Source organism: Leifsonia aquatica H1aii (assembly GCF_000633535.1).
Classification (GTDB): Bacteria; Actinomycetota; Actinomycetes; order Actinomycetales; family Microbacteriaceae; genus Leifsonia; species Leifsonia aquatica_A.
In genome coordinates this window covers 329115-342888 of the sequence record NZ_AYMR01000009.1, presented here as the reverse complement: position 1 = coordinate 342888, position 13774 = coordinate 329115, and the positions used below count along the sequence as shown (strand labels likewise).

The window sequence follows — 13774 nt, the reverse complement described above, 5'->3', positions numbered from 1 at the left end:
CTCGTCCGGCCCGGCGGCCCCCTCGTACGACACAGAGGGGGCATAGTCAGACCACAGGATGATCTTCGCCGCCATCGTGACAATTCGCACGTTCCGTGCAGCTTCCGGCCACTAAACTCGGCTCCGTACCCCGAACCCGTCTGGAGCCCCTTGATCCATCACGCCGGTCTCATCCCTTGGCTCGACCCGAACACCATCATCACGGCCGCCGGGCCGTGGGCGCTCGTCGTCGTGTGCGGAATCGTGTTCGCCGAGACCGGACTCCTCGTCGGATTCCTGCTGCCGGGCGACACACTGCTCGTCATCTCGGGGCTCCTGACCCACACGTCGCTCGTGTTCGGCGTGGACATCTGGTGGGTGTGCCTGGCGATCGCGTTCGCCGCCTTCCTCGGTGGCGAGGTCGGCTATCTGATCGGGCACAAAGCAGGTCCGAGGGTGTTCGAACGCAAGGAGAGCGGCCTCTTCAGCATGGAGAACGTGCGGCGCACCAACGCGTTCTTCGACCGCTTCGGTGCGCTGGCGATCATCCTGGCGCGCTTCGTGCCGATCGTGCGCACCTTCGCCCCGGTCGCCGCCGGCGTCGGCCACATGAACTACAAGAAGTACTCGCTCTACAACGCCATCGGCGCCCTGATCTGGGGTGCGGGGCTCACGCTGTTCGGCTACCTCATCGGCTACATCCCGCCGGTCGCGCACTTCGTGTCGAGCTACATCGACATCATCCTCATCAGCGCCGTGGTGATCACACTGATCCCGACGCTGTTCCACTACTTCCAGTCGCTGCGCAAGGCGAAGAAGAAGCGCCTCGCCGCCGAAGCGGACGCCGCCGCGCACCCGGCGCCGACCCCGGAGGTCTGACGACCGGACGCCGTCCGCCTACCGGTGGAACTCGTCCTCGTGCTCGGCGTGCTCGGCCGGCTCCAGCTGGAAGGTCGAGTGCTCGACGTCGAAGTGCTCGGCCAGGCACCCGGAGAGCTCGTCCAGCAGGTCCCCGGTGCGTCCTGAACGGAACACCTCCTGCTCGACCACGACGTGCGCGGTGAAGACCGGCGCACCCGACGTGATCGCCCAGACGTGCACGTCGTGCACTGCGACCACGCCCTTCGCCCGGACGATGTGGTCTCGGATCTGCGCCACGTCCGTGTCGGCGGGCGCCGCCTCGCTCAGCACGTGCACGACGTCGCGCAGCAACAGGTACGCGCGCGGCACGATGAACACGGCGATGAGCAGCGATGCGACGGCGTCGGCCGGGCCCCAACCGGTGACCATGATCACGACGGCCGCGACGATGACCGTGATCGAGCCGACCAGGTCTCCGAAGACCTCCAGGTAGGCGCCACGCATGTTGATCGAGTGACCGGCGGCCGGGCGCAGGAGCAGTAGCGCGACGACGTTGGCCACCAGGCCGATGACGGCGACGACGAGCATCGGCCCGCTCTGGACCTCCGATTCGCCCGTCACCAGGCGGCCGATCGCCCCGATCGCCACGCCGACGGCGACGACCACCAGGATCAGGCCGTTGATCAGGGCCCCGAACACCTCGGCCCGACGATAGCCGAAGGTCTGCCGGTCGGTCGCGGGACGGGCGGCGATGATCGTCGCCACCAGGGCCACGATGAGGCCCGTCAGGTCGCTCAGCATGTGCCCGGCGTCCGCCAGCAGCGCGAGCGACCCGCTCAGCCAGGCGCCGACGATCTCCACGACCAGCACCGCCGAGACGATGCCGATCGCGATCAGGAGGCGGTTGCGGTTGGCTGAATGCCCGTGGTCGTGACTCATCGCTTCTACGGTAGACACGGCACAGGCCGAACCGCCAGCGATCGCGCTAGATAGGAATGAGTGCCGTTCTCAGCAGGCGCCGTCAGCGCGCGGCGAGCGCCCGCAGCGCGGGCACGATCGCCGCGAACGCCCGCGCTCGATGACTCTCCCGGTTCTTCACGTCCGGGCCGAGCTCGGCCGCCGTGGCGTCGTGACCCTCGGGGAGGAAGATCGGGTCGTAGCCGTGCCCGTGCCCTCCCGCCGCGTGCCGGGCGATGCGTCCCGGCCAGACGCCCTCGACCAGGGTCGATTCCTCCCCCGGCACGACGAGCGCCAGTGTCGCGGTGAAGTGCGCCGCCCGGGAGTGCTCCGGCACATCCGAGAGCTGGTCGAGCAGCAGCTGCAGGTTCGCCTGCGCATCGCCGTGGTGGCCGGCCCAGCGCGCCGAGAAGATCCCCGGCGAGCCACCCATCACGTCGACACAGATGCCCGAGTCGTCGGCGAGAGCCGGCAGCCCGGTGTGCGCCGCCGCCGCTCGCGCTTTGATCAGGGCGTTCTCGGCGAAGGTCGAGCCGTCCTCGACGGGCTCGGGCCCGTCGTAGCGGACGATCTCGAGACCGGGGACGGCGTCGCCCAGGATCTGCTGGAACTCCAGCGCCTTGTGGACGTTGTGGGTGGCGAGGACGACGCGGACCATCCGGTCACGCTCCCGCGGTGAGCGACGCGGACTGGACGCCGGCGAGCTCTGTGGTGCCGAGCAGGGCGAGGTCGAGCAGCGAGTTCAGTTCGTTCCGGTCGAACGGGGCCCCCTCCGCCGTGCCCTGCACCTCGACGAACAGGCCGCGACCGGTGACGACGACGTTCATGTCGGTCTCGGCCCGCACGTCCTCGACGTACGCGAGATCGAGCATCGGGGCGCCGTCGATGATGCCGACGGAGACGGCCGACACCGAATCGATCAGCGGAGTCGCGCGCTGCCCGATGAAACGGTGCTCTCGCCCCCACTCGAGCGCGTCGGCGAGCGCGACGTAGGCGCCGGTGATCGCCGCCGTGCGGGTGCCGCCGTCGGCCTGCAGCACGTCGCAGTCGAGAACGATCGTGTTCTCGCCCAGCGCCTTCATGTCGACGACGGCGCGGAGGCTGCGGCCGATCAGCCGGCTGATCTCATGGGTGCGTCCGCCGATCTTGCCCTTGACGGCCTCCCGGTCCATCCGGTCGTTGGTGGAGCGCGGGAGCATCGCGTACTCGGCGGTGACCCAGCCGCGGCCCTTGCCCGCCATCCAGCGCGGGACGCCGTTCGTGAACGACGCGGTGCAGAGCACGCGCGTCTCGCCGAACGAGATCAGGGCCGATCCCTCCGCCTGCTTGCTCCAGCCGCGCTCGATCGTGACCGGGCGGAGCTGGTCGGCGGTGCGCCCGTCGGCGCGGATGATGTCGGTCACGTGGCTCTCCTCGTGTGGTGATGGTGGTGGATCAGAGCGGAAGGTCGATCACGCCGGTCTGCACCAGGTCGACGCGGGATACCTCCGGGCCGATGAAACGGTGCGCCAGGCGCAGGAAGGTGTCGGCGTCGAGCCCGGTGGCCTCGTAGTGGACGGTCGGCGGCTCGGGCGAACGGCGTTCGAGCCCGCTCCCGACCAGCGTGCGGTAGACGTCCGTGGCGGTCTCGGTGTCGCTGGAGACGAGGGAGACGCCCTCCCCCATGACGTAGGAGATGGCCCCCTTCAGGAACGGGTAATGGGTGCAGCCGAGGACGAGCGTGTCCACCTCGGCCGCGCGCAGCGGCTCCAGGTACTCCGCGGTGACCTGCAGCACCTCGGCGCCGCTGGTGATGCCCGCCTCGACGAACTCGACGAATCGGGGGCAGGCCTGGGTGAACAGCTCGAGGGTCGGCGCCGCGGCGAAGGCGTCCTCGTACGCGCGGGAGGCGATGGTGCCGACCGTGCCGATCACGCCGACGCGGCCGGTCCGGGTCGCGGCGACGGCACGGCGCACGGCCGGCTGGATGACCTCGATCACCGGCACCGAGTAGCGCTCCCTGGCGTCCCGGAGCATCGCGGACGACGCGGTGTTGCAGGCGATGACGAGCAGCTTCACGCCCTGCTCGACGAGCAGGTCGAGGACCTCCAGCGAGTAGCGGCGCACATCGGCGATGGGCTTCGGGCCGTACGGCGAATGCGCCGTGTCACCGATGTAGAGGACCGATTCGTTGGGCAGCTGGTCGCGGATGGCGCGCGCGACCGTCAACCCGCCGACCCCCGAGTCGAAGATCCCAATCGGCGCATCCGTCACAGCGGACCAGCCTACCCCGCCGCAGCCGTGGCCTCGCCGCTAGGCTGATCGCGTGACCGAGTCATCCGCGCTCCTGACCGACCGCTACGAGCTCACCATGATCGATGCCGCGCTCCTGCGGGGCACGCACGATCGCGAATGCGTGTTCGAGGCGTTCACGCGCCGGCTTCCGGAAGGGCGGAGGTACGGCGTCCTGGCCGGGACGGGGCGCCTGCTGGAGCTGCTGCAGCGATTCCGGTTCCACGACGAGGAGCTCGAGTACCTTCGAGAGAACGCCGTCGTGCGCCCGCAGACCCTCGATTGGCTCGCGGGATTCCGGTTCTCCGGGTCGATCCGTGGATACCGCGAGGGTGAGCTCTTCTTCCCCGGCTCACCCTTCCTGATCGTGGATGCTCCGTTCGCCGAGGGAGTGGTGCTCGAGACGCTCATCCTCAGCGTATTCAACTACGACTCGGCCGTGGCCTCCGCCGCGGCACGCATGGTCTCCGCCGCAGCGGGCCGGCCTCTGGCCGAGATGGGCTCCCGGCGCGCCAACGAGCGCAGCGCCGTCGCGGCCGCCCGCGCAGCGTACATCGCGGGCTTCGGCGCCACCTCGAACCTGGAAGCCGGACGCACCTGGGGCGTCCCGACGATGGGCACGGCCGCACACGCGTTCACGCTGCTGCACGACAGCGAGGAGGACGCCTTCCGAGCACAGGTGGACGCTCTCGGCCCCGGCACCACACTGCTCATCGACACCTACGACGTCGACCGCGCGATCGAGACCGCCGTCCGGGTCGCCGGGCCCGGGCTCGGCGCGGTGCGGCTCGACTCCGGCGACCTGCCGACGCTCGTCCGCCGCGTGCGCGAGAAGCTGGACCGGCTGGGGGCGACGAAGACGCGGATCACCGTCACGAACGACCTCGACGAGTTCACCATCGCCGCCCTCGCGGCCTCCCCCGTCGACTCGTACGGGGTCGGCACCTCCGTCGTGACCGGGTCGGGCTCCCCCGCGTCCGGGATGGTCTACAAGCTCGTCGCGCACCGCACCGCCGACGGAACCGGCGACTGGGTCCCCGTCGCCAAGAAGTCGGAGGGCAAGGCCAGCGTCGGCGGACGCAAGCACCCCGTCCGCCGGGTCGACCACCGCGGCATCGCCGTGGCCGAGGTGGTGCACATCGTGGAGGACGGCGACCGCCCGGACGACACCGGACGCGATCTGCTGGTGCCGCTGGTCACCGACGGGGAGGTGCACCGCGAGCATCTGGGCCCCGAGGGCACCCTCCGTGCGCGGGAGCACCACGCTCTGGCGATGCGGGAACTGCCCGAGCACGCCTTCCGCGTGGGCCGTGGCGACCCGGTGCTGCCGACGATCTTCGCCTGAAAAGGCCGGCGCCTACTCGTCGCGGAGCTTCTCGTAGATCTCCTTGCACGACGGGCACACCGGGAACTTCTCCGGATCGCGACCCGGGGTCCACATCTTGCCGCAGAGCGCCTTCACCGGCTTGCCGGTGATCGCCGACTCGAGGATCTGCTCCTTCTTGACGTAGTGCGAGAACCGCTCGTGGTCCCCCGGCTCGACGTTCTGCAGGAGCTCCTCGAGCTCGCGGTCCAGCGTCGTCGCGCCGCCACCGGAGGGCATGCCGCCCGGTTCGGAGATGCTCGCCTCGTTCATCCCTCCAGTGTAGACGCGGCGCTCAGCCGTTGCGCGTGGCGAACGCCATCAGCTCGGGGCCGCGACGGTCGAACAGGCGCGCACCGGCCCAGAGGCCGCCGAAGAGGGATGCGAATCCGATCACCACGGCGACCACCGGGGCGACGCCCAGCCAGAACGGGCTGATCGTCAGCCCGAGGACGAGGAAGACGATGACCGGGGACGCGAGCAGCAGGATGGCGAAGAAGCTGAGCGACTGCACCAGAGCGGCCGACGCCCCCGAGGTCTGCGGCTGTGTGAAGGCGCTGTCCCCCGGCTTCGTCGCCGGATACGGGAAGAGCACGGACGAGATCGAGGAGAGGCCGAGGCCGATCACCAGGATGGCACCGCTCAGTGCCGCGACCGTCGGCAGGATCGCCCAGTCGCCGTACGCGATCGTGGTCGCGAGCGAACCGACGACGATCACCGGGATCCCCACCACGATCGGCGGGAACATCCGCCCGACCCGGTCGGCGATGCCGCGGGTGCCCGACACCACGTGCAACCAGATGGCCGTGCCGTCGAACGCGATGTCGTTGTGCACGCTCCAGCCGAGGAAGAGGCACACCAGCGGCAGCGGGACGAGCGAGACGTAGTGGGCGGGAAGACCCGCCAGCAGGAGGGCGACGAGCACGAAGACCGGGATGACCGGGATCATCACCAGCGACACCCAATAGCGCGGATCGCGGCCCCAGTAGGTCATCGACCGTGCGGCGATCGCCGCGGTCGGACCGCCGTGCAGGCGGCCGAACCAGCCGATGCCGTGGTACGACTTCGCGCGCGACTCACGCGGTGCACTCACCAGGACCGTACGGACGAGGACGTCCCAGACCAGCCAGAGGACGGCCACGGTGACCGCGGCAACGAGCAGTTGCAGCAGCGCGGTCGACCAGTCGCCCGCCGCGGCGGCGCCCGGTGCGCTCCAGACGGCGCCGAGCGGCGTCCAGGCGAGCCACGACGCGGTGCCGGAGAGGGCGGCCAGACCGTCGCGCCCCCAGTCCACCGTGACGAGGAGCAGGATCGCCGGCGCCAGCAGCACGAGCAGCAAGGCGGCGATCACACCGCCGGCCTCGCGCGACCGCCGCGTCCCGAGCAGGTACGAGGCCAGCGCGGTCGACACCCGCGACGCGAGCACGCAGGTCAGCACGACGAGCACCGCGCAGACCACCGCGAGGAGCGCCGTGCCCGCGTCCCGCGACCAGGTCACGACCGTGGCCGCGCTGCAGGCGATGAGGACGAACGAAGGGATGCCGATCAACCCGGCCAGCAGCAGCCCCGTCGAGAGAACGCGGTTCGGGATGCCGAAGAGGGCGAACTTGCGCGGGTCGAGCGAGTCGTCGACGCCGAACATCAGCGGGAGCACGAGGAAGCCGACCACCACGATCGCACCCAGCACCACGAGCACGTCGTGGACGGCGCCGACGTCCGGCACCAGCCGCGCAGCGACCAGCGCCGCAACGGCCAGCACGGTGATGACACCGCCGTAGACGACGCCGAGCACCAGTCCGAACACCTGCCAGGGGCTGCGCCGGAAGGCGTTGGCCATCAGCCGGAGCTTCAGTCCGAGAAACTGACCTAGCACCCGTCTCCCCCGTGATTACGCGGATTTCGCATCCCGCTCCCCCTCCGATCCCGAACTTTCCCCGAACTTTGAGTCGAAGAACTTCGCCACCTTGTTGCTTCCCACCTCGCGCGACATGTAGACGTCCTGGGTGAAGGAGGGGCGCTTGTGTCCGAGGTATTCCGCAATCTCTCGAGCGGTGAGCCCCGCCGCATCCAGCATAGTCGCGACGGTCTTTCGGAAGCCGTGCGAGGTGAACTCGGGGTAGCCGAGCCGTTCCCGGTTGCGCTCCCAGATTTGCTCGAGGCGTGTCGGCCGGTAAATCTTGCCCGTCGGGTGCGGGAAGACGAGGCCCTCGTCGGTATGCGGCACCCGCTCCTTGATGCCCCGCAACAGGGCCATCGTCCGCGCTGGCACGATGATGGTGCGCAAGGACTTGTCCGTCTTCGCGGGCTCCCAGATGCGCACCGGCCCCTCGTACTCTGCGATGGAAGGACCGAGCGTGATGGCGCCCGCCTCGAAGTCGACGTGGGACCACCGAAGCGCGAGCGCCTCGCCGATGCGACAGCCCGTGAAGGCCATGAACTCCCAGATATCCGGGATGCCGGCGGAGCGCATCGCGGGGTCGTTGCGCACGACGTCGAGGAAGCTGTCGACGCCATCGAGCGGAAGGGCCTTCGCCGCCTTGCCGACGTCACCCACTCCGAACACCTTCACGCCGACAACCGGATTCACCTTCACGACGTCATTCAGAAGCGCAAGGGCGAACATGCCTCGCAGCACCTTCCGGCAGTTGTAGGCCGTTCCGGCGCCGTTCTCGTCGGTCACCCGGTCACAGAACTCTTGCACGACCATCGGGCGCACCTCGGTGGCGCGCAGAGCGCCGAGCTGCGGCACGATGTTCGAGCGTGCCCACTGGGTGTAGGTGCGGATGCTGTTGGGCGCGAGCTTCTCCTTGCGCTTCGTCTCAAGGTAGACCTCGGCCAGGTCGGCAACGGTCATGGTCGCCTTCATCTTTCCCGTGCGGGAGTCCGGCACGCCGATCGTGGTGAGTGCCTCGAGGAGCGCGTTCTGGGCCTTGCCCTTCGTGCTGCCGGCGCGCTCGACCTGACGACGGGTGCCATCCTCGAAGCGGTAGAGCGTGCGCGCCCGCCATTTGCCCGGGGCGATCTGCTTGAGATTGATGTCGCCGTGCGCGCCGACGGGTGTACGTGACCGGGCCACCAGACCTCCTGTTCGGTATGAATAGGAAGAAGAATAGCATTAGCTGGCAAAATGAGATAGCTTTAGCTCGCTAAATGGCAACCACTGGAACCTGGAGGAAACATGGGCGACCGGCTCTTGACCGTCGACGACCTGGGCGAGCAACTCGGGCTCGCAAAGCAGACCATCTACCGCAAGAGGAGCGACGGCGACGACCTGCCCGAGCCCATCAAGATCGGCAACCGACTCCGCTGGCGCCAGTCCACCGTCGACGCCTGGTTGGCGAAGCAGGAGATGGACACGAAGGCGGCGGCATGAGCAAGACCAACAGCCCGACCGGAACGCTACGCGAAACCTGGGTAAGCGAAGAGGGTCGAACGATCCTGTGGGGCGCGGCAGTAGGCTGCAAGCACAAGATCGTCGCGGGACATGGCGGCGGTATTCGCTGCAGCAGTTGCGAAGGGTGGTTCTGCTACTGATGGCCGACCTCACTCCGGCCAAGCTCCGGGCTCTGGCCGCGATCCGAGACCTCAACGATGACGATTACGAGGGGTCTCTCGGCACCCCCGGGCGCGCGATCGCTGCGAAGCTCTGGCCCGACTCCCCCGCCTGGGAGAAGCGCACGCGCAAGCATGGCACGAACGATCCCGGAGCCATGGGCGGCACCATGCCCATGAAGGGGGCGCGTGTCGCCTGGGAGCTGTCACGCCTCGGCCTTGTTCACCACCGCTCCAACTCGGTGAACCAGGCGCTATTCAAGATCACCGACGCCGGCCGCCGCTACCTTGAGGAGCACTCGTGACTTACGACTGGCCCTCCGAGTCGACGATCTGGAAGCACCAGTGCTGCGGAACAACTGCGACTGGCGAGCGATGCCCGCGCCAGAAGTGGACGACGCCGTACGAGTGGCCGAACGGCTGGTATTGCCACCAGCACATTCCTGCTGGAATTTAGCCAGCAAACGCTACCCTGGAAGGCATGGCCCTTGCCCCTGCCTCCACCGACTTCATCGGCGCGATTCGCGATGCGCTGTTGGATGCAGGCATGCTCAAGGACCAGCTCGTCGTCTTGGACCCGAACACCAGGACACCGACGGACGACTACGACCCTCATGCCGACACCGGGGGGCTGAGCGCAGCCACGCTCGTGCTCGGCCCCCGGCCCGCCTACTTCAAGGCCCTCCAGGCTGCCGCCCTCACCGAGGCGGGCCTGCTGCAGGGGATCGTGGACTTTCGCATCCAGTTCATCCCTGAGCCCGGCGACCCCGTGTTGCAGCAGGGCATGGTCATCCGCGCGCTCCCCGGTGGCGACAACCCCGCCCTCGCGCGTTTCGGGTTCCAGGTCCTCGGCGTCGAGAATGGGTCGATCGCAGCGCTGACCAAGGTGCGCTGTCGCACCAACGGCGCTCTGCTCGATCCCTGGAGCATGCCGTGAGCACCGCGCTTGCCGGTGTCGGCACCGCATTCATCGCCGGGGTCCGCCAGCAGCTCCTTGGCCTCCGCGACGAGGCGAACGCCGTGGCCGCCGCCGCCATGGATGAGTCCCTCACGAAGGGCGAGGACGTCGCCCACCAGAAGATCGAGATGAGCACCACGCCGACCGGCGACCGCCGCGCGCGCGACAACGGCGGCCACCCCGGTCGCATCGTCACTGGTGACTTCCGCGACGACTTCCAGCACGACTCGTACCAGCTCGATGAGAACCGAATGCAGGGTCGCTTCGGCTGGATCGGCGACGATGGCACGCCCATCTACTACGAGGTCCAGGAGAACGGCTCGCAGGTCGTTCCAGTGGCCGGCGTCCACGCACTCCTTGACGCCTCCGAGGTAGCCAAGAGCGAGTTCAAGAGCCAGCTAAAGGCATGGGTGGGAAGCAAGGGATGAGCTTCGACGGAGGCGCAGAAGAGACGGCGATCCGAGAGCGACTCGGCACCCTCGCCGGCGGCCGGATCATGGACATGGAACCCGACGACACGATGGTGCCGGTGTACCCGGACGGCCAGGGCAAGGCCATGCCCTACATCGTCCTGTCCATGGGCGTACCGTTCGCCAACCCCTCCGCCGGTCGAGCGATGTCAGACGGCGAGGCCGACATCGCGTACACCCTGACCTTCGTCGTCGGCTGCTACGCCGGTGACCGCAACTCCCTCAATGCGCTCTGGAAGGCGGTCGTCGAGCTGATGGTTGACTGGACCCCCGTGCCCGGCAACGACACTCCGGTCAGCATCCCGTACGCCTACAACGGCTCTTCCCAGCAGACGAAGACCCGGCCCGCGCTCTTCTCGAAGATCGCCGCAATGAAGACCACCATCAACCTGTAGAATCCCCGTTTCTGGAAGTAAGCTGGGAGTTTCCTTACACTGAGCTGTGTGAGTCAGACCAAGACCTACAAGCACAGCATCACCGGCAAGGTGGGCGAGTTCAGCGACGCCGTGGCAGCGCTGTTCCCGGAGCTGGAGCCGATCGACGCACCGGCCGCCGAGCCGATCGCGGAGGAGACCCCCGAGCCCAACGCCACCGAGACGGAACCGAACGGCGGCAAGCACGCCGCCTCGAACAGGAAGAAGGTGGCCGCCTAATGGCCGACAAGGTTCTCTCCGCCGACACCGAGGCGTGGGTACTCATCCCCGCGACCGAGGTTCTCGGCGAGCCGTACGGAATCGGGGTCGCCGGCAAGGACCCGATCAGCGCCATCAGCGCCGACCTCTACAACGAGTACGCGGCCCTCACGACGCGCGCCGCCGCCGGCTACTCGGGCGCCGGCGCCAACATCACCGAGGCCGTCAAGGACGACTCGAAGCTCGAGGCGAGCGACTCCGAGACCGACAGCGACAAGCCCGTGAATGCGTCGGGGAACTCGGTGGTCCCGACCTCCGAGAACTACGACGCGAAGGCGACGATCTTCCGGGATGCGAACAGCGCCGCGGTGGACTCGACCTACAACGTGGCGAACGACCAGGTTCGCGCGCGCGGCGCCAAGTTCATCGCCGTCCGCCGCATCGGTCTCGCTCACGACGCACTCGGCGTCGCCGGCCAGAAGTACAGCGCGTTCTACGTGGAGAACGACCACCCCGTCGACGCCTACGGCGACGGCGCCAACCAGACCATCGACGTCACCTGGGTCACGAAGTCCGTGTCCGTGGTCGACGCGACTCTCGTGTAAGGACGAGCAACAGTGACCAACAAGCGCATCCTCACCAACAAGCACTACGCCTGGTTCGTGGGTCCGGCCTCCGCGGTCGCCGACGTCACGGCCATCACCGAGACCGAGGCGGCGACGCTCAAGAACATCACCGACGCGGTGAAGTTCGACGGCACCGACTTCAACACCAAGTCGAGCCAGTCCAGCGACGACCGCTCCTTCGCGGACGCCGCGGGCGCCAAGAGCGCCGGCAACGGCGACTTCGGAGGCAACTTCTCCGGCTTCAAGGCCCAGCCCGACGACACCGCCTCGAGCTACTTCATCGCCGAGACGATGCTCAAGCCGTATGGCTCGGACGTCATCCTCCTCGCGCGCCCGGTGGAGGCGGCCTCCAAGCCGCTCGTTGCCGGCGACGAGTACAACGCCTGGCACGTGCTGTCCGACGCTCCGAAGGACGTCCGCGGCGACACCTCGTACTCGTGGGCGGACGCGCTGCTCCCGCAGTCCGACATGGGCGTGCGTGGCATCATCGCGCCCGCCGCGCCGGTCAAGGTCGCCGTCACGGTCGCCGCGGGCGACGCGAGCGGGAAGGTCGGGTCGGTCACGCGGCTCAAGGCGGTCTACCAGGGCAAGATCGTCACCATCGGCGCGAAGTGGAGCACGAGCGACCCGTCGATCGCCACCGTCACCGAGCACGGCATCGTCGAGCGCCTCAAGATCGGCGAGGCGAAGATCACCGCCTCCTTCCCCGGCGCCCTCCCGTCGGACGAGACGGCGATCACCGTCACGGCCTAACAGACCAAGAAGAGCCCCGTCGCACTCGCGGCGGGGCTTTTCTTTTGCTCGCTAAACGAATCGCGCTAACCTGAGTCTTGGCTGGGAGGCAGCCGAATATCAGCCTGGAGGAGCAGCGTGACCGACGCCCTGGAAACCGACATCGCCGACGTGACCGAAATCGTCGAGGAGGCCAAGTCCGGCTTCTCGCTCATCGACCGGATCAAGAACCGCGACATGAGAACGGCGAAGCTCGACCTCGGGTACGACGAGGTGAACAGCGAGCGCCTGGCCGTAGCTGAGCAGGCGCTCGCACGCCTTCGTAACGCCATCGAGAGCGCCAAGCTCAACGCTGCCGGAATCGACGAGCTGACAAAGCTCCGCGCCAAGCTCAAGCGCGACCTCAAGAAGGCGGAGGGCGACGACGCCGCCGCCCTCGAGGTCGACATCGCGGAAGTTGAGGAGCAGATCAGTCAGCGCAAGGAGCTGCTCGAGTTCATCAAGCCGCAGGAGGCGAAGCTCGCGGAGCTGGATGCAGCCGCCGCCGCGATTCGCGACGAGGTTCGGTCCAACAGCCTCTCGATCGAGTTGCGAGCGCTCCCCTTCGCCATCGCTCGCGGCGCATCCCGGCGCGCGCGCAAGGCGCTCGGCATCACCGAGAAGGGCATCCCCGCGGATCAGGAGGAGGCGTTCCAGGAGCGCAACCTGCTCGAGCTGGCCTATGACCAGGTGGTGCGCTACCGCGACAACTCCACCGGCGAGGAGGGCGTCAAGCTCTCGGTCGAGGAGCTGGAAGCGCTGCGTGACTTCCTCCCCATCAGCCAGATGAGCAAGCTGTTCACCACGGTGAACGACCTGCAGTTCCGCAACGCCGTCTCCGAGTCGGCGATCGCACAGGCGGATTTCTAGCCGGCTACCTGGCCTCCGGCGCCGGGGCCAGGTACGTCTCAGTCATCAAGGCTGCTGCGTCGGTGAACGTGGCGCCCACGGCGTTCCTCTTCCGCAAGAAGCACCCGCACAAGGCCGCATGGTCCGAGTGGGACTACCTCCTGGTGGAGGCGGTGCAGTCCCTCGAGGCTGAGCGCTGCCGCTGCGGCCTGCCCGTCTACATCTGCCACTCCGACGACCCCCGCATTCGCTTCCGCGTCGAAGAGGACGAGTGCGAGGCGCAGAAGGCTGTCGACATCTTCGAAGAGCGCGAGCAGAAGCGCGCCGGCGAGAACTGGAAGAAGCCCCATGGCGTTGCACTGCGGCCCGTGCCCTACACCACTGATGGCAGCGACTTTGCCAGCTATCGGGACAGCTACTACGTCTCCGAGGACGTGCGCCGACGCGAGGTTCTCGAGTCTCTGAGGGTTTCCTGAATGTAACCT

Annotated in this window: 20 protein-coding genes; 13 read left to right on the top strand and 7 right to left on the bottom strand. The window is 68.1% G+C overall.

Features of this window, described 5'->3' with window-relative positions:
* The first annotated feature begins 150 nt into the window (after positions 1-150).
* Complete coding sequence (locus U870_RS0110230) at positions 151-858, top strand: DedA family protein (protein ID WP_043709858.1); 708 nt, start codon at positions 151-153, stop codon at positions 856-858.
* Between the two features lie 18 nt (positions 859-876).
* Here the strand turns inward: U870_RS0110230 and U870_RS0110225 are convergent, their stop codons facing one another.
* From U870_RS0110225 to murI, 4 genes are all read right to left on the bottom strand, one after another.
* Positions 877-1779, bottom strand: a complete 903-nt coding sequence (locus U870_RS0110225) for a cation diffusion facilitator family transporter (protein WP_025157292.1) — start codon at positions 1777-1779, stop codon at positions 877-879.
* Between the two features lie 82 nt (positions 1780-1861).
* Complete coding sequence (rdgB, locus tag U870_RS0110220; RefSeq protein ID WP_025157291.1) at positions 1862-2455, bottom strand: RdgB/HAM1 family non-canonical purine NTP pyrophosphatase; 594 nt, start codon at positions 2453-2455, stop codon at positions 1862-1864.
* A 4-nt stretch (positions 2456-2459) separates the two neighbouring features.
* On the bottom strand, positions 2460-3200 hold the full coding sequence (gene rph / locus U870_RS0110215; protein ID WP_025157290.1) for a ribonuclease PH: 741 nt from the start codon (positions 3198-3200) through the stop codon (positions 2460-2462).
* A gap of 31 nt (positions 3201-3231) precedes the next feature.
* Positions 3232-4050, bottom strand: coding sequence for a glutamate racemase (murI, locus tag U870_RS0110210; RefSeq protein WP_025157289.1), 819 nt, complete (start codon positions 4048-4050; stop codon positions 3232-3234).
* Positions 4051-4102: 52 nt separating this feature from the next.
* Here murI and U870_RS0110205 point away from each other — a divergent pair, with 52 nt between their 5' ends.
* On the top strand, positions 4103-5413 hold the full coding sequence (locus U870_RS0110205) for a nicotinate phosphoribosyltransferase (protein ID WP_025157288.1): 1311 nt from the start codon (positions 4103-4105) through the stop codon (positions 5411-5413).
* 12 nt (positions 5414-5425) lie between these two features.
* Here the strand turns inward: U870_RS0110205 and U870_RS0110200 are convergent, their stop codons facing one another.
* From U870_RS0110200 to U870_RS0110190, 3 genes are read right to left on the bottom strand one after another with little or no spacing between them, the layout of a single operon-like run.
* On the bottom strand, positions 5426-5704 hold the full coding sequence (locus U870_RS0110200) for a DUF3039 domain-containing protein (RefSeq protein WP_029947451.1): 279 nt from the start codon (positions 5702-5704) through the stop codon (positions 5426-5428).
* A 22-nt stretch (positions 5705-5726) separates the two neighbouring features.
* Positions 5727-7268, bottom strand: coding sequence for a hypothetical protein (locus U870_RS0110195; RefSeq protein ID WP_029947450.1), 1542 nt, complete (start codon positions 7266-7268; stop codon positions 5727-5729).
* Between the two features lie 51 nt (positions 7269-7319).
* Positions 7320-8507: a tyrosine-type recombinase/integrase gene (locus U870_RS0110190; RefSeq protein ID WP_025157285.1), complete on the bottom strand. Its 1188-nt coding sequence runs from the start codon at positions 8505-8507 to the stop codon at positions 7320-7322.
* Positions 8508-8609: 102 nt separating this feature from the next.
* Here U870_RS0110190 and U870_RS22540 point away from each other — a divergent pair, with 102 nt between their 5' ends.
* The 11 genes from U870_RS22540 (at position 8610) to U870_RS0110135 (ending at position 13765) form a co-directional block, all read left to right on the top strand.
* Positions 8610-8804 carry a helix-turn-helix transcriptional regulator gene (locus U870_RS22540; protein ID WP_025157284.1) on the top strand — a complete coding sequence of 65 codons (195 nt, stop codon included), beginning with the start codon at positions 8610-8612 and terminating at the stop codon, positions 8802-8804.
* The gene (locus U870_RS24360; RefSeq protein ID WP_162819132.1) at positions 8801-8965 is read left to right on the top strand and encodes a hypothetical protein; all 165 of its coding nucleotides are present in this window, start codon (positions 8801-8803) and stop codon (positions 8963-8965) included. Before U870_RS22540 ends, U870_RS24360 begins: the two co-directional genes overlap by 4 nt.
* Positions 8965-9288, top strand: coding sequence for a hypothetical protein (locus tag U870_RS0110180; protein WP_025157283.1), 324 nt, complete (start codon positions 8965-8967; stop codon positions 9286-9288). Before U870_RS24360 ends, U870_RS0110180 begins: the two co-directional genes overlap by 1 nt.
* Positions 9289-9464: 176 nt before the next feature.
* Positions 9465-9920, top strand: coding sequence for a hypothetical protein (locus U870_RS0110170; protein WP_025157282.1), 456 nt, complete (start codon positions 9465-9467; stop codon positions 9918-9920).
* Entirely contained in the window at positions 9917-10369 is a 453-nt protein-coding gene (locus U870_RS0110165) for a hypothetical protein (protein ID WP_025157281.1), read from the top strand. Before U870_RS0110170 ends, U870_RS0110165 begins: the two co-directional genes overlap by 4 nt.
* Positions 10366-10806 (top strand): hypothetical protein, encoded by a 441-nt coding sequence (locus U870_RS0110160; RefSeq protein WP_025157280.1) that lies wholly within the window; start codon positions 10366-10368, stop codon positions 10804-10806. Before U870_RS0110165 ends, U870_RS0110160 begins: the two co-directional genes overlap by 4 nt.
* A gap of 48 nt (positions 10807-10854) precedes the next feature.
* Positions 10855-11064, top strand: a complete 210-nt coding sequence (locus U870_RS0110155) for a hypothetical protein (RefSeq protein WP_025157279.1) — start codon at positions 10855-10857, stop codon at positions 11062-11064.
* Positions 11064-11648: a hypothetical protein gene (locus U870_RS0110150; protein ID WP_025157278.1), complete on the top strand. Its 585-nt coding sequence runs from the start codon at positions 11064-11066 to the stop codon at positions 11646-11648. Before U870_RS0110155 ends, U870_RS0110150 begins: the two co-directional genes overlap by 1 nt.
* Before the next feature lie 12 nt (positions 11649-11660).
* Positions 11661-12422 (top strand): hypothetical protein, encoded by a 762-nt coding sequence (locus U870_RS22535; RefSeq protein ID WP_025157277.1) that lies wholly within the window; start codon positions 11661-11663, stop codon positions 12420-12422.
* Between the two features lie 117 nt (positions 12423-12539).
* Positions 12540-13310 (top strand): hypothetical protein, encoded by a 771-nt coding sequence (locus tag U870_RS0110140; RefSeq protein ID WP_025157276.1) that lies wholly within the window; start codon positions 12540-12542, stop codon positions 13308-13310.
* Positions 13311-13372: 62 nt separating this feature from the next.
* Positions 13373-13765, top strand: coding sequence for a hypothetical protein (locus U870_RS0110135; protein WP_025157275.1), 393 nt, complete (start codon positions 13373-13375; stop codon positions 13763-13765).
* Positions 13766-13774: the final 9 nt, after the last annotated feature.